Genomic DNA, 15,793 nt, shown 5'->3' with positions numbered 1-15,793 from the left:
GAGGTATGCGCTGCGGCTTGGCGGCGTCGGTAGGCCCGACTGTCCTACCCGGCGGTCACCATGGTGGCCGCCGTCGAGTTTGGAGGGACGTCGTGTCGTTTCCGGAGCTTCCCCCCGCTGCGGACGGAGCCGGTGGACGAGCGGGACGAGGTCGAGGAGCCGACGGGGTCGATCGACGAGTCGGTGCCCGCGCCCGAGGGGTTGCGCGGGGGGCGGCTCGAGGACCTGAGTCCGGACGACTTCGAGTAGCGCCCGTCAGAGTGCGGGGACGATCCGGAGGGGGCGCGCGCGGGGGTTCGTCCAGGTGAGGTGCGTGAGGTCGAGGTCGGGGGCGCCGCGCAGGGCTTGGAGGCGGTGGAGGACGATGCCTTCGCGGACGGCCCACGGGCAGATCCGGATGCGGGGGAGGTCGAGGACGGTCATCACGGCCTCGGCGGTGATCGCGCCCGCGAGGATCTGACGGGCCCGGGGGCGGGAGACCCCGGGGAGTTCGGCGCGTTCGGCGGTGCTGGTGGCGGCCAGGACGGGGATCTGGGCTCGGAGGCGCTTGCGCTTCAGTTCGCGTTTGACGTACGGGCCCGCCTTGCGGCGGGGGGCGCCGGTGAGGCGGGCGAGCTGGGTGAAGGTCCTGGACGTGCCGACGGCGAGGGCGTTCGCGGGGCGGAGGCCGGTGGTCGCGTCGCGGAGGTGGTCGTGGACGTGGCGTTGCAGGCGGCGGACGTGCTTGCGGGACGGGGGGTCGCCCGGCAGGTGCTCGCGGGTCAGGCGTCCCGCGCCGAGGGGGAGGGAGAGCGCCGTCTCGGGGGTGTCGCCGGAGCCGTGGGCGATTTCGAGGGATCCGCCCCCGATGTCGGCCACCAGGAGGGGGCCGGCGGACCAGCCGTGCCAGGCGCGGGCCGCGGCGAACACGAGGCGGGCCTCGTCGGTGCCGGTGAGGGAGCCGAGGCGCAGGCCGGTCGCCGCGGCGACGCGGGCCACGATCTGCTCGCGGTTGGGCGCGTCGCGCACCGCCGAGGTCGCGAACGCGATGAGTTCGTCGATGTCGTGGGCGGTGGCGGCGTGCACCGAGCTCGCGACGGCGCGCACCAGTCGTCCGATCGCTTCCGGGGGGACGGCGCCGTCGCGGTCGATCGCCTCGGCCAGGCGTGTCGGGTGCTTGACCGTCGCGACCGTCCGGGGGGCGTCGCCCGGGTCGATATCCACCACGTTGAGATGCGCGGAGTTTGACCCCACGTCGAGAACACCGATCCGCATAGCCGCGCTTTACCCCGTGCGGGCGTGTCCATCCCTGTCCTCTGGTGGCCAGGGGCTTTGCGTGGCCGTGGTTCTGTGGTCGGTTTGCGGCATGCGCGTGGTGTGGCTGGGGCTTGTCGTGGGGCTTCTGGCCGGGTGCACGGGCGAGGTGGTTCAGCCCCCCGTCGCATCGGGGCCGACGCCGGAGAGCAGTGTGCCGATGGAAGGGTTCCGCGGGTGCTTGCAGCAGCGCGGGATCCGGCTGCCGGAGGACGAGCGCGACGACGAGCGCATGCTGCCGGCCGTCGAGGCGTGCGCTCCGCTGCTCGGGCCGAACGAGGCCGTCCGGATCCCGGTGGTGGAGGGCAGCGAGTTCCTGGCGTGCCTCGCGAGCCACGGGGTGAAGCCGCCGCCTGCCGGGGAGTGGATGCGGATCCACCGGGCGGAGGACCCGGTCATGGATGCGGCGCTGAAGAGCTGTTGACCTTGTCGCGACGTCAGCGTTTCCACTGGACGTCGGAGGAGGTGCTCGAGACGTTGAGGTGCGGAGCCGTTCCCGCGGTGGGCGCGGGCCGCACCACTGCCTGGGCGCGGCGGTTCCCGTGGTGAGGTGTCAGGGTTTGCGGGCGATGCCTGCCATGCCGAGCTGTTCGCCGGGGGCGAGGTTCCCGGGGTCGACGGGGGTGTCGGGGCGCCACAGGGCGGTGTAGGTGACGCCCGGTTCGACGAGGGCGAAGTCGCCGAAGTGGTGCTCGATCTCGGCGGGGGTGCGGGCCCAGCCCTCCTCGAGGTTCTCGCGGGTGATGCGGGCGAGGTCCCGCTGGTGCGGGAGGCCGGTGTCGACGAGGGACGTGATGAACAGGTGGCTGCCGGGGGCGAGGACGTCGCGGTAGGCGGCGACGACGTCGCCGGCGACGTCGGGCGACAGGTAGTGCAGCATCCCGACGAGCATGACGGCGGCGGGGCGGGAGAAGTCGAGGAGGCCGGCCACCGCGGGGTCGGCGAGGACGGCGGCGGGGTCGCGGACGTCGCCGACCGTGACGGTGGTGCGGCCGTTCTCGGCGAGGAGCGCGCGGCCCTGGACGGCCACGAGGGGGTCGATGTCGACGTAGGCGACGCGCGCGTCCGGGTTCTCGCGCTGGGCGACCTGGTGGGTGTTCTCCATGGTGGGGAGGCCGCTGCCGAGGTCGAGGAACTGGTCCATGCCGGCCTCGGCCGCGAGGTAGCGGACCCCGCGGACGAGCACCCTGCGGTTCTCGACGGCCGACTCCCGCAGGCCGGGGATGTGCTGGACGGCGTGGTCGGCGAGGGCCCGGTCGGCGGCGAAGTTGTCCGTGCCGCCGAGCAGCGCGTCGTAGGCGCGGGCGATGGTGGGCTTGTCGAAGTCGAGTTCCGCCGGCGGCTGGTCGGTCATATGCCTCGCCCGTCCTGGTTCCTCAGGGTTCGCCGATCATCCTAGGCGCGCTCGTCCGGGCGGAGGGCGCGGACGGTGCGGAGGAGCGCGGTCGCGGCGCCCGCGGCCGCGGCGACGCACAGGGCGAGCGTGGCGTCGGGGACCCACGCCCACAGGCGGCGGAGGTCGATGAGGGTGACGACGCCCGCGAGGAGCAGCGACGGGGCGAGTCCGGCGAGGCACCAGGCGGCGGTGGCGCGGCGGGACGGGCGGGGGCGGCGGGCGACGGCGACCGAGCGGGCGGTCGCGAGGAGGAGCGCCAGGGCGAGCGCGGTGAGGCCCCACACGGTCGCGTGGTGGACGGTCGCGGACGGCGTGTCGCCCGGTTCGCCGCCCGCGAGGATGCGGGCCGCACCGAAGCCGACCTGCATGACGGGGCCGTCCTGGAGGAGGCCGTAGAGGTTCTGCTGGAGGACGAGCGCGACGTCGCGTTCGGGCAGGAGGAACAGCATCGCGGAGTAGCCGGGGGTGCCGCCGGTGTGCCAGATGGCGTTCTGGAGGGGCGCGTCCAGTCCGCCTACGCGCCAGCCCAGGCCGTAGCCGGTTCCGGGCTTGGACTCTTTACGCATCTGCTGCAGGGATTCGGGCTTGAGTATCGAATCGTCGCGCAGTTGGGACGACGCGAACGCGGCGAGGTCGTCCAGGTCGCCGCCCATGTAGCCGTAGGCGGCACCGTGCGGGTCGTACTCGCCGGCCGTTGCCGTGGGGATGCCCCAGAGGTACTGGTGGCCCGGCGCCAGGTGGCGTGCGGATTCCGTGTCGGCTATGGCGCCGTCCATGCCGGTGGGGCGGAACACCGCTTCGCGCATGTACGCGGCGAACGGACGTCCGGTGACCGACTCGACCACGGCGGCGAGGGCGATGTAGTTCGTGCTCGCGTAGGCGTACTCGGTGCCGGGCGGGCCGAGGGGGTCGGCGTCGTCGAGGGCGGCGAGGCGGGCGGCGGGGCGCGGGCAGTCGGCGGCGTGGCAGTCGGCGACCTCGAACACCGTCGACGGGGGGAGGCCCGAGGTGTGCCCGAGGAGGTGCCGGACGGTCACCCGCTCGTCGAACGCGAACTCGGGGACGTGCTCGGCGACGGGGTCGTCCAGGCCGAGGCGTCCGGACTGGACGAGCGCCATGACGCCCGTCGCGGTGACCGGCTTGGCGACCGAGCCCCAGAGGAACGGGGTGCCGGGGGTGACGCGGTCGCCGCGGCCGTCGGTGCCCCACGCGCCCCGGTGGAGCGGGCCGTCCGGGCCGACGACGGCGTAGGAGACGCCGGGGGCCCGCACGTTGTCGCGGACGTAGGCGTCGAGTTCGGCGTACGGGGCGGGTTCGGCGTGGACGGGGGCGGCCAGTGTGCACAGGACGGCGGAGAGTGCGGCGATGACGCGGATGCGCATGGGGCTCCTCGGATAACCGTATGGAGATACGGTTTTTACCGTATGCTGGTACGGTAATCAAGTGCCGAGAACCGCCGACCACGAGGCGCGCAGGCGCCAGATCGGCCTCGCCGTCTGCGAGCTGATCTCCGACCACGGGCTGGACGCCGTCACCGTCGCCCGCACGGCCGCCGCGGCGGGCATCTCCGTCGGGCTCGTCCAGCACTACTTCCGCACCAAGGACGCGATGCTGCTGCACGCCTTCATGCAGGTCAGCGCGCGGATCCGGGAGCGGATCGAGCGGCACGTGCGGGACGGCGCCGAGCATCGGCGGCCGATCGCCGACGTCATGGCGGAGGCGCTGACCGAGCTGGTCCCGCTGGACGAGACGCGCCGCACCGAGTTCCGGGTCGCGCGGGCGTTCGCGGGCCGCGCCCTGGATTCCCCCGAGCTGGCCCGCGTGGACGCCGAGACGGCCCGGGCGCTGCGGCGGGACGCGGCGCGGGCCGTCCGCAACGGCAAGGAGTGCGGGGAGGTCGATCCGGGGCTGGACCCGTGGCCGGCGGCGGTGCGGCTGACCGCGGTCACCGAGGGCCTGGCCGTGCAGGTCTACCGCGACCGGGACGTCTCCGCCGAGCTGACGGCGTCGATCGTCCGGGCGGAGCTGGCCGCCGTGTTCACCGGGGAGTGCCGCCAGTACGTCAGCCGGGGGCCAGCCGGCTGAGCTCCTCCCACTCCCGGTACAGCCCGGTGCGGGCCCGGTCGAGCTCCAGGACCTGGTCGAACGACCGGCCGCCGACGATCAGCCGGCGCGGCGGGTCGGGGAGCTCGGCGAGCCGCATGATCACGGGGGCGGCGGTGCTCGGGTCGGGTCCGGCGTCGTCGCCCCACATCTCCTCCAGTTCGGCGCGGAGTGACGCGTACGCCGGGTCGGGCTCGGTCATCGTCATGCCCTTCGTGAACAGCCCGGTGTCGTAGCCGCCCATCTGGACGACCGTGACGTGGACGCCGAAGCGTTCGACCTCCATGGCGAGGGCTTCGGCGAGCGAGTCGAGGGCGGCCTTGCCGGCGCCGTAGAACCCGACGGACGCCATGCCGCCGCTCGTGCCCATCGAGGTGACCTGGAGGAGGCGGCCGGAGCCCTGGGCGCGCAGGTGCGGGACGACGGCCTGCGACACCCAGACGGCGCCGAAGAAGTTGACGTCGAGGTGGGCCCGGACCTGCTCCTCCGTCGCCTCCTCCACCATCCCGTACAGGATCCCGCCCGCGTTGTTGACGACGACGTCGAGGCCGCCGAGGGCCGCCTTCGCCTCGTCGACCGCACGGAACACGGCGGCGCGGTCGGCGACGTCCAGGGCGACGGGCAGCAGGCGGTCGGGGTGTCGCGCGGCGAGGTCGGCGAGGGGCGCGACGTCCCGGGCGGCGGCCGCGACGCGGTCCCCGGCGGCGAGGGCGGCCTCGGTGAACGCGCGGCCGAGGCCGCGGGACGCGCCGGTGATGAACCATGCTCGGGCGGTCGTCATGGTGAGCCTCCTTGTTAGACGAGACGGTTCGTCTCGATGCGCCACCAGTATGCGCACAGGGCGCGGCAGCCGTCAAGACGAACCGTCTCGTCTCGTGCTAGCCTGCGCCCATGACCAGCGACACCACGCCGAACCGGAGCCGCCGCAGCGAGAAGTCGCGGCGGGCGATCCTGGACGCCACCCGCGCACTGATCTCCGAGGTCGGGTACGCGAAGACCTCGATCGAGGCGATCGCCGCGCGCGCGGGCGTCGGCAAGCAGACGATCTACCGCTGGTGGCCGTCCAAGGGCGCGGTGATCTTCGACTCGTTCCTTGCGCTCAGCGAGGAGGCCGAGGGCGGAATGGCGCTGCCGGACACGGGCGACCTGGAGGCCGACCTGAAGACCGTCCTGCGCGCGACCGCCGCCGAGTTCGCCGACCCGGGGTTCGAGGCGCCGATCCGCGCGCTCGGCACCGAGATCATCAACGATCCGGAGCTCGCCGCGCAGTACCGCGAGAAGCTCGCCGGGCCGGTGGACGAGGCGAAGAAGGCGCGGCTGCGCAGCGGGCAGGAAGCCGGCCAGCTCGCGGCGGACGCCGACCTCGATCTCGTGCTCGAAATGCTCTACGCCCCGCTGTCGCAGCGCTGGCTGTACCGGTCCGGGCCGCTGACCCCGGAGTACGCGGACGCGCTCGTGGAAGCGACCCTGCGCGCGTTCCGTCCCTGAACGAGGCCAGAACCTGACCTCCTTCGTCCGTACGGTGGGCGCCGAGCCGAAGGAGGAACCTCGATGACCACCGATGACATCGCCGTCACCACCCCGACCGGGCGCGTCGGGTCGCGCGTCGTCCGGCTGCTGCTCCAGGCGGGCGTCCGGCCGCGGGTCCTGGTCCGCGACCCGGGACGCCTGGACGGCGCGACCCGCGAGGGCGTCGACGTCCGGCGGGGCGACCTGACCGACGCCGCGTTCGTCCGGGAGGCGACCGCCGGGGCGCGCACGGTGTTCTGGGTGGACCCCACCCCGCACACGTCGCCCGACCCGGTCGAGACGTCCGCGCGGACGGCGTCCGGGCTGGTGGACGCCGTCCGCGCGGGCGACGTCGAGCGGGTGGTGCTGCTCAGCAGCGTCGGCGCGGAGCTGCGGCGCGGCGCGGGGCACATCGACGGCCTCGCGCGCATCGAGGAGGCGCTGGACGCCGCCGGCGCCGACGCCGTGCACCTGCGCTGCGCCTACTTCTTCACCAACCTGCTGCAGGACCTGGACGGCCTGGCGCGCGGCGAACTCACGACGGCGTTCGCGCCCGACGCGCCGATGCCGTGGGCGGACCCGCGCGACATCGGCGACGTCGCCGCCGCGCGGCTGCTCAACGGCGCCTGGCGGGGCCGGACGGTGCAGGCCGTCCACGGGCCGGAGGACCTCTCGTTCGCGCGGGTCGCCGAGGTGCTGACCGAGGTGCTCGGCCGCCGCGTGCGGACCGCGGCGGTCCGGGACGACGACGTCCGCGCGGCGCTCGGGGCGGCGGGCCTGCACCCGACGGCCGTCGAGGGGATCGTCGGGATGGCCGCCGGCACCCGGGACCTCGTCCCCGAGCAGCCGCGCGACGTGGTCACCACGACCCCGACGACGCTCGCCGCCTGGGCCTGGACGACCCTGCGCCCGCTGGTCGGGGCGGCGGCCGGCTGACGGCCCCGCGAAGGTCATATGTCAAGAAATGGGTGAATCTTCCCCTTTGTGGGGGAGTGCCGACCGGCAGGGCGGTAACAGAGATCCCGCGACCCTTACGAGCGGAAAGGAGAGGGACCATGACCACTCGGTCGACGAGCGGCATCGAGCACCATCCCGACATCGTCGAGATGCGCGCCCGGTACGAGGCCGCGTCCGCCACGCCCGCCGCTCAGGGGACGGACGGACTGATCGTCCTCACCGGCCTGTTCCTGGCCGTGTCGCCGTGGATCGTCGGGTTCTCGGGCTTCACGAACCTGGCGGTCAACAACCTCGTCATCGGGATCGCGCTGGCGCTGCTCGCCGCCGGCTTCGCCGCCAACTTCGCGCGGACCCACGGCATGGCCTGGGTGGTTCCGGTGATCGGCGTCTGGACGATCGTCGCCCCGTGGGTGATCGCCGGGGACCAGGCGACGACGCGCACGATCTGGACGAACGTCGTCACCGGCGCCCTCGCGGTGTGCCTCGGCCTCGCGGCCATGGGCGTCGCGATGATGCGCAGGCGCGGCTGACGCGGGAACGCGGACCGGACCGGGCCGGGGCCTCCGGCCCGGTTCACCCTTTCCGGGGACGGCGCAGCAGGCGGGGGCGGACCCGGCCGAGGCCCTGCAGCGGACGGGGCCGCAGCGCCGACACGTCGAACCGGGACGGGTCGAGGGCCTCGGCCAGTCCGCCGTCGGCGAGCACCGCGCCCGGGTAGGCGGTCGCGGTGAGGCGCGCGGCGAGGTTGACCGGGGTGCCGAACACGTCGCCGAGCCGCTGCACCACCTCCCCGTACGCCAGCCCCACCCGGACGTCCGGGAAGCCCGGTTCGGCCGCGAACCGCTCGGCGAGCCGCAGCCCCGCCTCGGCCGCCGCCGCCGGCTCCGCGACGACGAACAGCACCTCGTCGCCGAGCGTCTTCACGATCCGGCCGCCCGCCTCCACGACGACCTCGGTCGCCGCGGACTCGAACCGCTCGACGAACGCCGCCAGCTCGTCCGCGTCCAGCTTCCGGCTGAGCCGGGTGAACGACACGACGTCGGCGAACCCGACGGCGAGGTGCGCGAGGCCCGCCGCCGGGTCGGTGCGGGCGGCGGCGGTCCCCGCGGCGGCGCGCATCCCGGCCGCGGCGAGCTGCCGCCGCCAGCCGTGCAGCAGCAGGCGCTCGAACGCGGGCCGCAGCTCCTCGGTCGACTCGAGCGCCGTGACGACGAGGTCGGCCGTGACCGGCTCGTCCGGCGGCAGGAGCGCGCTCAGCCGCAGCAGCCACACGTCCCCGAGCCAGCTCGCGAGCCGCCCCATCGTCTGCCCCACGGCCCGGACGAGCTGCAGCACCATCTCCTCGTCGACGAGGTCGCCGTCGAGGAGGTCGCGGATCTCGCGGAGCGCCGCCACGTCCCCGTCGGTGAAGGCGACCTCGTCGTCCCGCGGGGTGGGGAAGCCGAGCGCCTGCCAGATCCGCACCGCGAGGTCGCCGGACAGGCCCGCCGCGTCCTCGACCTCGCGGCGGGTGAGGTGCAGCGGACCGCCGAGGAGCGTCTCCTCGATGTCGTCCGGGATGCGGTCGTCGCGGATACGGTCGTCCGGCACGCGGGGTTCCGCCATCGGCGCCACCTTGTCATCGTTCGATGTCACAGATACTGGCGGAGTAAGATCACGCCGGTCAAGGCGGACGACACCGGCGGGTGGGGATGGCCGAGTACCGAATCGACGAGCTGGCGCGGGTCGGCGGGAGCACCGTCCGCAACATCCGGGCCTACCAGGACCGGGGCCTGCTGCCGCCGCCGCGCCTCCAGGGCCGGGTCGGCCTCTACGACGACACCCACCTCGCCCGGCTCCGGCTGATCGGCAAGCTGCTCGCCCGCGGCTACACCCTCGCGATCATCAAGGAGCTGCTGGCCGCCTGGCAGACCGGCAAGGACGTCGGCGAGGTCCTCGGGCTGGAGAAGGTGCTCACCGACCCGTGGTCGGACGAGCTGCCCGGCACCGCCACCGACGCCGGACTCGTCGACCTGTTCGGCGCCGGCCTCGACGAGGACGAGGTCGCCCGGTTCCGGGAGCGGACGATCGAGCTCGGCCTCATCGAGCCCGACGGCGACGGCTACCGCGTGCCGAGCCCGCGGCTCCTGCACGTCGGCGCCGAGCTCGTCGCCGCCGGGATCCCCCTGGACGCCGTCCTCGACATCGCCGCGCAGATCCGGGACGACTGCGAAATCATCGCGGGCCGGTTCGTCGGGCTCGTCGAGGAGCACGTATTTGACCGGCTCGACCGGCCCGGACCGGGCGGCGAGGACGTCGCCGAGGTCGCGGCGGTCGTGCGGCGGATGCGCCCGCTGGTGAAGATGGTCGTCGACCCGTTCATCGCGCGGGCGATGGAGGCGCGCGTCCAGGAGGCCCTCGGCGACCGGCTGGAGACCGTCCGCAACCAGCCCACCCAGAGCTGACCGGGCGGTCAGCTCACCGGCGGCGGGGCGTCGGCGACCCGCACGCTGAGCTGCGCGGTGGCGGCCAGGACGCTGCCGACCGGGGCCTGCGCGCGTGAGGCGTCGGTGACGACGCCGCGTTCGCCCAGGTAGTCGTAGGTGTCGGGGTCGAAGATGTACTCGGTGCGGATGCCGGTGCCCGGCACGTCCAGCGCGACCGCGACGCCCGTCCGTCCGGCGGCGTCCACGGCCTTCCCGACGGTCGTGACGCCGGGGATCGCGGCGGCGGCGCGGAACAGGGCGGCGCGCTGCGCGGCGGGCATGTACGCCTCGGTGAGCATCCCGCCGAGGTTCTGCCACGCCTGCGCGTCCGCCTCCCGACCCGTCCCGAGCCCGGTGTAGAGGTGCGCGTACATGCCCTCCGCCTCGGTGGGGAGCTTGCTGAGGTAGGCGTAGTCGGTGCGCAGCCACTCGGCCCTGCCGTCGAAGTCGGCGGCCTTCTCGGTGCTGGTCTCGCCGACCCCCTGCCGCGCCGCCTCCGGTAGCGGCCGGCCGGGCCACTGCTTCGGCGGCAGGACCGTGGTCCGCAGGACGGCGCGGGTCGAGTCGCCCTCGTAGGGCGCCCACAGGGTGCGCTCTACCCGGTAAAGGTAGCGGACCTGCCCGTCGGCGCCGTTGTCCTCGGCGGTGTTCATCATCCGCGACTCGATGACGAGGAACTGCCCGGGTCTCGGGTGCAGCTCGGGCGCGTCCGCGGCCCGGTCCGCCGCCTGCTGCAGGACGCGGACGTGCGCCACCGGCATCGTCCGGACGATCGGGTCCGGCGCGCCGGGGGCGGGGGCGTCCACCGCCGCGATCACGGCCCCGGCGGCGACCGCGCCGGCGGCGAGCGCCCCGGCGAGGGCCGTCCGGCCGCGGAGCCGGAACCGGCGCCGGGCTCCCCCGGCGGCCGTGCCGCGCTCCCCGGCGATGGCCGCCCGCAGCCGCGCCTCCTCGGCGGCCAGCTCGGGCGATTCGGGGACCTCGGCGCGGAACTCCACGAGACGGTCGATCTCAGTCATGGACGGGCTCCTCAGGCATGATCGCGAGGCGGGGGGAAAGATCGAGTTCGCCGAGTTCGGCGCGCAGCCTCCGCCGCGCGCGGTTGATGCGGGACCGGACCGTCCCGAGCCGCACGCCCAGGGCCTCGGCCACCTGGACGTACGAGAGGCCGCCCCACGCGAACAGCAGCAGGGCGTCGCGGTGCCCCTTCGGCATCGCGGCGAGCGCGGCGGCGATCCGCGGGCCGGCGGCCTGCGCGCTGACGCGCTCGTCGCTGCGGTCGGTGAACGGCTCGGCGACCGGGTCGGCGCCGGTGCGGTGCAGCGTCCGCAACTGCCGCACCTCGGTGCGGACGTGGCGTTTCATCAGGTTCGTCGCGATCCCGAACAGCCAGGGGCGCGCGTCGGGGCGGTCGAGGTCGTAGCGGTGCCGCTGGCGGAACGCGGCGAGGAACGTCTCGGCGACGACGTCCTCGGCGGTGTCGGCGCCGAGCCGGCGGGTCGCGTAGCGCTTCAGGCCGGGCGCGTGCCGCCGGAAGATCTCGGCGAACGCCTCGGGCTCGATCTGGGAACGCCTGATATGGGAGGCATCGTCACCGTCCATGCTCATAGGGGGCCTCTCGCTCTGCGGTCGGACACCCGTACTTGCCGTCCCGCTCCCCCCGGGTTCCCCTGAGCTCCGCGGCCCGGCTTCTACGCGGGCCAGGCGTTCATGGCGTGGTCGGCGATGCGGGACAGGTCGGCTTCGGTGGCGCCGTCGCGGGCCTGCTGCGACATGCCCTGGACGACCGCCGCGAAGTAGTCCGCGAGCCCGTCGCAGTCGGCGTCGGCGGGCAGCTCGCCCGCGTCGCGGGCCGCGCGGAGGCGGTCGCGGAACTTCACCTTGTTCGCCTCGCGCATCCCGCGCAGGAACCCGGCGATCTCCTCGTCCTCGGCGGTGACGTTGGTGGCGGCGGTGATGACCAGGCAGCCGGGCGGGTGCGCGGCGGTGCCGGACTGGTGGACGGCGGCGTCCCGCAGCATCCGGGCGAACGCCGCGCGGGCGGTGGGCTCCTCGCGGAGCGCCGCCGCCATGTACGTCCCGGCCGGGAGCCGCCCGTAGGCGTCGACGACCTCCTTGAACAGGGACTTCTTGTCGCCGAACGCCGCGTAGAGGCTGGCCGGGCGGATGCCCATCGCGGCGGTGAGGTCGCTGACGGAGGTGGCCTCGTAGCCGCGCTCCCAGAACAGCGCCAGCGCGCGCCGCAGCGCCTCGTCGCGGTCGAAGCCGCGCGGCCGTCCTCGGGTGGTCCGTCGCTCTGCCATGACCCCATTGTAGATCGCTCGCTCAATAATTGTGCTACGGTCCTTTCTTGAGCGATCGATCAACAAAGGAGCGGGCTCATGCGCAAGGCACTGGACGGCAAGGTCGCGCTGGTCACCGGCGGCGGGCGCGGCATCGGGCGGGCGATCGCGGAGCGGCTCGCGCGCGACGGCGCCGTCGTCGCGATCACCTACGCGCGGAACGCCGGCGCGGCGGACGACCTGGTCGAGCGGATCCGGACGGACGGCGGGCGCGCGTTCGCGATCCGGGCCGAACTGGGCGAGCACGGCGACGCCCGGCGCCTCTGGGACGCCTTCGACAAGGAGATCGAGCAGTACGTCCCCGGCGGCGGCGTCGACATCATCGTCAACAACGCGGGCGAAACGCTCTTCGCGGACCTGGAGGCGACCACCGAGGACGCCTTCGACCGGGTCTACGCGGTCAACGTGCGCGCACCGTACTTCATCGTCCAGCAGGCGCTGCCCCGGCTCCGCGACGGCGGCAGGATCATCAACATCGGCAGCGGCGCGTCCCGGCTCGCGATGCCGTCGATCATGGGCTACGCGGCCACCAAGGGCGCCCTGGACGTCTTCACGCGCAACCTCGCCGAACTGCTCGGCCCGCGCGGCATCACCGCGAACACCGTCGCCCCCGGGATCGTCGACACCGACATGAACGCCGACTGGCTGCGCGGGAACGCCGACGCCGACGCCGAGTGGTCGGCGCAGGCCGCGCTCCGCCGGGTGGGGCGGCCGGACGACATCGCCGGCATCGCCGCGTTCCTCGCGTCCGACGACGCCCGCTGGGTGACCGCCCAGGTCGTCGACGCCACCGGCGGCGTCCGCATCTAGGACCGGTCAGAGCAGCGTCAGGCCCCACTCCACCTCGACGACGTGCGGGAAGCCCTCGGAGTCGGTGAACGTGAGCTTGCCGGTGCCGGGCAGGCCGATCAGCGCGGTGCGCAGCGTGACGGTCAGCTGCATGGTGCCGTCCTCGGGCATGCCGCCCTGCATCTGCGACAGCTCGAGCTGGCTCGTCGAGGACATCGCCGTCCACTGCACCGGGCCGTCCTCGGCGGCGAGGCTGACGCTCGCGGTCTTGGTGCCGCCGTTCAGCTGCACCTTGTTCGGGTTGACGACGAGGACGCCGCGCTCCCGCGGCGGGTCAGGCGTCGGCGACGCCGGGGCGCTCGGCGAGGCGGGCGCGCTCGGCGACGGCGACTCCGCGGGCGACGAGGAGTCCGGCTGCGTCTGCGGGTTCATGGGCGGCGGCTGGAGGCCGCCGGGCCCGCCCGCGCCGGACCCGCCCGCCGGACCGGACGGCCGGTCGCCGCCGCCCGCGCCGGGCGACGGGGACGGGCGGGTGATCGACGGCTGCGGCTCGGTGCCGAACGGCGGCCACGACAGCGTCCCGCTGCCGATGCCCGGCCCCATCGCGACCACCGCGACCAGCGCCGCCCCGAGCGCCCCCGCCATCCCGCCGACGGTGAACAGCCAGCGGCGGGTGAACGGCGACGGGACGTCCGGCTGGATCGGCAGGCCGTCGGGGGTGAGTGCGCCGCCGCGCGCGGCGATGTCCGCGCGGTGCGCGGCGAGCTCCGGGTCGGTCGCGGTGTGCATGACGCGGTGCCGCAGCGCGGCGGGCAGCACCGGCGCGGGCGCGGCCGCGAGCAGCGGGACGGCGCGCACCCGGGCGCGGCGGCGGCAGTCCGGGCACCCGGCGGCGTGCGCGTCGGCGGCCGGGTCGGGCGCGGCGCCCGCGGACTCCGCGCGCCGCCGGAACGCCTGCCACGGCCGCGCCGGGCGGGCGGCGGGACGCGCGGGCCCCGCTTCCGGGACGTCCGGTTCCTCGGGGACGTCCGGGACGTCCGGCTCGGGGGCCGCTGCGGCGAGCACGGCGACGCTCGCGGGCTCCGGCTCCGGCTCCGGCTCGGGTTCGGGGGCCACCGGGCGGGACGCGCAGTCGTGCGCGGCGCGGCGCACCTCGTCGGCGAGCGCGGCCTCGAACTCGGCCCGGCAGGCCCGCGTCCGGGCGGCCGCGCGGCGGGCCGGCAGCCCCAGCGCCGCGCCGAGCCGGGCGGGCGGCAGGCCGTGCCGGAACGCGAGCAGGACGATCTCCTGGTCGACCGGGTCGAGGTGGGCGAGGGACGCGCGCAGGAGATCGTGCAGTTCTTCGGACGGCGGCAGATCGGCGGCGTCCGGCATGTCGGCACGATCCAGGAAAGGCGCCTCGGCGAATTCGCCGTCCCTTTCCCAGTACAGGTCCTTGACGCGTCCCCGGCGGATGCAGCGGCGGCGCGCCGCGCCGTACAGCCAGGACCCGAGGTGGAGGTGGTCGCGCATCCGGGGGGCGCGGCGGGCGGCGTCGATGAAGGTGTCGTGGACGATCCGCGCCGCGGCCTTCCCGTCCCCCAGCATCGACAGTACGTAGTCGTAGATGCGCTCGCCGTACTCGTCGTAGACCGTGGCGAGGGCCGACTCGTCGCCCTCGTTCAGCCCTTTGACCAGCTTCCGGTCGGACGCGTCAGCGGACGGGGACAACCTCGGCATTCAAGCTCCCGGCACCGGCATGGGAGTCCGCCCCCCAGGGGGTCGTCCGGACAATCGGCCCACCTTGCATACACCCGTCGACCCCCGGAAGGCCACATGAACCCCGAAATCACCATTAACGATGACCTGAGGGTCACCGATCACGCCCCTGCGTGATCACGCGGACTCTGACTCGCGGTCAGAATGCGCTTCACGGACCGCCGGGCCGATCCGGCCGCTGCGGCGGGATCCCGGGGAAGTCGTCGCCGAGGGCGTCGTCGTCGCGGAGCCGCGCCACGGCCCGCGAGACGGTGCTCTTGACCGTCCCGACGCTGACGCCGAGCACCTCCGCGATCTCCGCCTCGGACATGTCCTCGTAATAGCGGAGCATTACGGCGAGCCGCTGCCGTTCGGGCAGCCGGCGGAGCGCGCGGCCGAGCGCGTCCCGCATTTCGCTGCGGCGCGTGTGATCGTCGACCGGCCGGTCCGGGAGTTCATCCGTGGGGTAAATGTCGAGTTTGCGACGGCGCCACCATGAAATCTGCGTATTGACCATGGCCCGCCGGACGTATCCGTCGATCGCCGCGCGATCCTGGATGCGGTCCCACGCGAGGTACGTCTTGGCGAGGGCGGCCTGGAGGAGGTCCTCGGCCTCGGCGCGATCACTGGTCAGCCGCATGGCGGCACGGAGCAGCGCGGGCCCGCGTTCCGCAACGTAGTCGCGGAACTCCTCATGCCGCGTCCTGCTCAACTCACCACCGGACCAGGGGTTGTGGAGCCGCCCGGCCGCCTTTCCGGATCTTGGACCGCGCGAACTCCCGGTACAGTTGACGATCGCACGAAGATCGTAATTCTGGGCCTACAAAATTCATATATTCGGGTCAACCAGTGCATAATCTTCAACCCAGGTAGATCAGACATCCCCCACCTCGCGACTTATCGCGACAAATCCGTCGACAGGCCCGTCGGTACACGTGAACCTTGACCCGCTGTCCTCACAACACCGGCCCCACCGGCCCGGTCCCGACAGCCGCACCCCACCGACGACGACGCCGGAGCGCCGACGCATGCCGCCACGCCACCGCCGCGCAGCGACCCGCCGCCACCGCAAGGCCCTCCTCGGCGCCCGGCCCCCGGACGCCGGGGGGGGCCTTGGGGTGGCGGCGGGTCGCTGCGCGGGGGTGGCGTGGCGGCATGCGTCGGCGCTCCGGCGTCGTCGTCGGTGGGGTGCGGCTGTCGGG

The 15,793-nt window shown here is 74.2% G+C and carries 17 protein-coding genes; 7 read left to right on the top strand and 10 right to left on the bottom strand.

Going from position 1 to position 15,793, the window contains the following annotated elements; genetic code table 11:
• Positions 1-255: 255 nt before the first annotated feature.
• The gene (locus DMH08_RS32910; protein ID WP_199748121.1) at positions 256-1,206 is read right to left on the bottom strand and encodes a Ppx/GppA phosphatase family protein; all 951 of its coding nucleotides are present in this window, start codon (positions 1,204-1,206) and stop codon (positions 256-258) included.
• A 247-nt stretch (positions 1,207-1,453) separates the two neighbouring features.
• Between DMH08_RS32910 and DMH08_RS32905 the strand changes: the two genes are divergently transcribed.
• Positions 1,454-1,717, top strand: coding sequence for a hypothetical protein (locus DMH08_RS32905; protein ID WP_125619920.1), 264 nt, complete (start codon positions 1,454-1,456; stop codon positions 1,715-1,717).
• Positions 1,718-1,846: 129 nt separating this feature from the next.
• On the opposite strand, the gene DMH08_RS32900 is transcribed toward DMH08_RS32905, so the two are convergent.
• Together DMH08_RS32900 and DMH08_RS32895 are read right to left on the bottom strand one after the other, a co-directional pair.
• A complete protein-coding gene (locus DMH08_RS32900; RefSeq protein ID WP_026405200.1) occupies positions 1,847-2,647 on the bottom strand; it encodes an SAM-dependent methyltransferase in 801 nt (266 codons plus the stop codon).
• Between the two features lie 41 nt (positions 2,648-2,688).
• A complete protein-coding gene (locus DMH08_RS32895) occupies positions 2,689-4,071 on the bottom strand; it encodes a serine hydrolase domain-containing protein (protein WP_125619918.1) in 1,383 nt (460 codons plus the stop codon).
• A 61-nt stretch (positions 4,072-4,132) separates the two neighbouring features.
• Between DMH08_RS32895 and DMH08_RS32890 the strand changes: the two genes are divergently transcribed.
• Positions 4,133-4,774, top strand: a complete 642-nt coding sequence (locus tag DMH08_RS32890) for a TetR/AcrR family transcriptional regulator (RefSeq protein WP_125619915.1) — start codon at positions 4,133-4,135, stop codon at positions 4,772-4,774.
• Here the strand turns inward: DMH08_RS32890 and DMH08_RS32885 are convergent.
• Positions 4,752-5,573: an SDR family NAD(P)-dependent oxidoreductase gene (locus DMH08_RS32885; RefSeq protein WP_125619913.1), complete on the bottom strand. Its 822-nt coding sequence runs from the start codon at positions 5,571-5,573 to the stop codon at positions 4,752-4,754. The two genes, DMH08_RS32890 and DMH08_RS32885, sit on opposite strands and share 23 nt — an antisense overlap.
• Positions 5,574-5,683: 110 nt before the next feature.
• Between DMH08_RS32885 and DMH08_RS32880 the strand changes: the two genes are divergently transcribed.
• The 3 genes from DMH08_RS32880 to DMH08_RS32870 all read left to right on the top strand — a co-directional run bounded on the left by DMH08_RS32880 (position 5,684) and on the right by DMH08_RS32870 (position 7,788).
• Positions 5,684-6,280, top strand: coding sequence for a TetR/AcrR family transcriptional regulator (locus DMH08_RS32880; RefSeq protein ID WP_026405204.1), 597 nt, complete (start codon positions 5,684-5,686; stop codon positions 6,278-6,280).
• 63 nt (positions 6,281-6,343) lie between these two features.
• Positions 6,344-7,237, top strand: a complete 894-nt coding sequence (locus tag DMH08_RS32875) for an NmrA family NAD(P)-binding protein (protein WP_125619911.1) — start codon at positions 6,344-6,346, stop codon at positions 7,235-7,237.
• 119 nt (positions 7,238-7,356) lie between these two features.
• Positions 7,357-7,788, top strand: coding sequence for an SPW repeat protein (locus DMH08_RS32870; protein ID WP_026405206.1), 432 nt, complete (start codon positions 7,357-7,359; stop codon positions 7,786-7,788).
• A 43-nt stretch (positions 7,789-7,831) separates the two neighbouring features.
• Here the strand turns inward: DMH08_RS32870 and DMH08_RS32865 are convergent, their stop codons facing one another.
• A complete protein-coding gene (locus DMH08_RS32865) occupies positions 7,832-8,863 on the bottom strand; it encodes an adenylate/guanylate cyclase domain-containing protein (protein WP_125619909.1) in 1,032 nt (343 codons plus the stop codon).
• Positions 8,864-8,949: 86 nt separating this feature from the next.
• Here DMH08_RS32865 and DMH08_RS32860 point away from each other — a divergent pair, with 86 nt between their 5' ends.
• Positions 8,950-9,702, top strand: a complete 753-nt coding sequence (locus DMH08_RS32860; protein ID WP_026405208.1) for a MerR family transcriptional regulator — start codon at positions 8,950-8,952, stop codon at positions 9,700-9,702.
• Between the two features lie 8 nt (positions 9,703-9,710).
• Here the strand turns inward: DMH08_RS32860 and DMH08_RS32855 are convergent, their stop codons facing one another.
• The 3 genes from DMH08_RS32855 to DMH08_RS32845 form a co-directional block, all read right to left on the bottom strand.
• A complete protein-coding gene (locus DMH08_RS32855; protein WP_233617948.1) occupies positions 9,711-10,742 on the bottom strand; it encodes a CU044_5270 family protein in 1,032 nt (343 codons plus the stop codon).
• Positions 10,735-11,325, bottom strand: a complete 591-nt coding sequence (locus tag DMH08_RS32850) for an RNA polymerase sigma factor (RefSeq protein WP_233617947.1) — start codon at positions 11,323-11,325, stop codon at positions 10,735-10,737. Before DMH08_RS32850 ends, DMH08_RS32855 begins: the two co-directional genes overlap by 8 nt.
• An 89-nt stretch (positions 11,326-11,414) precedes the next feature.
• Positions 11,415-12,026: a TetR/AcrR family transcriptional regulator gene (locus DMH08_RS32845; RefSeq protein ID WP_125619905.1), complete on the bottom strand. Its 612-nt coding sequence runs from the start codon at positions 12,024-12,026 to the stop codon at positions 11,415-11,417.
• Between the two features lie 78 nt (positions 12,027-12,104).
• Between DMH08_RS32845 and DMH08_RS32840 the strand changes: the two genes are divergently transcribed.
• Positions 12,105-12,875, top strand: coding sequence for an SDR family oxidoreductase (locus DMH08_RS32840; RefSeq protein ID WP_125619903.1), 771 nt, complete (start codon positions 12,105-12,107; stop codon positions 12,873-12,875).
• A 6-nt stretch (positions 12,876-12,881) separates the two neighbouring features.
• Here DMH08_RS32840 and DMH08_RS41230 read toward each other — a convergent pair whose 3' ends face one another.
• The gene (locus tag DMH08_RS41230; RefSeq protein ID WP_233617946.1) at positions 12,882-14,564 is read right to left on the bottom strand and encodes a sigma-70 family RNA polymerase sigma factor; all 1,683 of its coding nucleotides are present in this window, start codon (positions 14,562-14,564) and stop codon (positions 12,882-12,884) included.
• A gap of 199 nt (positions 14,565-14,763) precedes the next feature.
• Entirely contained in the window at positions 14,764-15,303 is a 540-nt protein-coding gene (locus tag DMH08_RS32830) for a SigE family RNA polymerase sigma factor (RefSeq protein ID WP_026405214.1), read from the bottom strand.
• Positions 15,304-15,793: the final 490 nt, after the last annotated feature.

It is taken from the genome of Actinomadura sp. WAC 06369, from assembly GCF_003947565.1.
Classification (GTDB): domain Bacteria; phylum Actinomycetota; class Actinomycetes; order Streptosporangiales; family Streptosporangiaceae; genus Spirillospora; species Spirillospora rifamycini.
The sequence above is the reverse complement of the archived record's forward strand: the minus strand, read 5'-3'. Positions and strand labels throughout refer to the sequence as shown.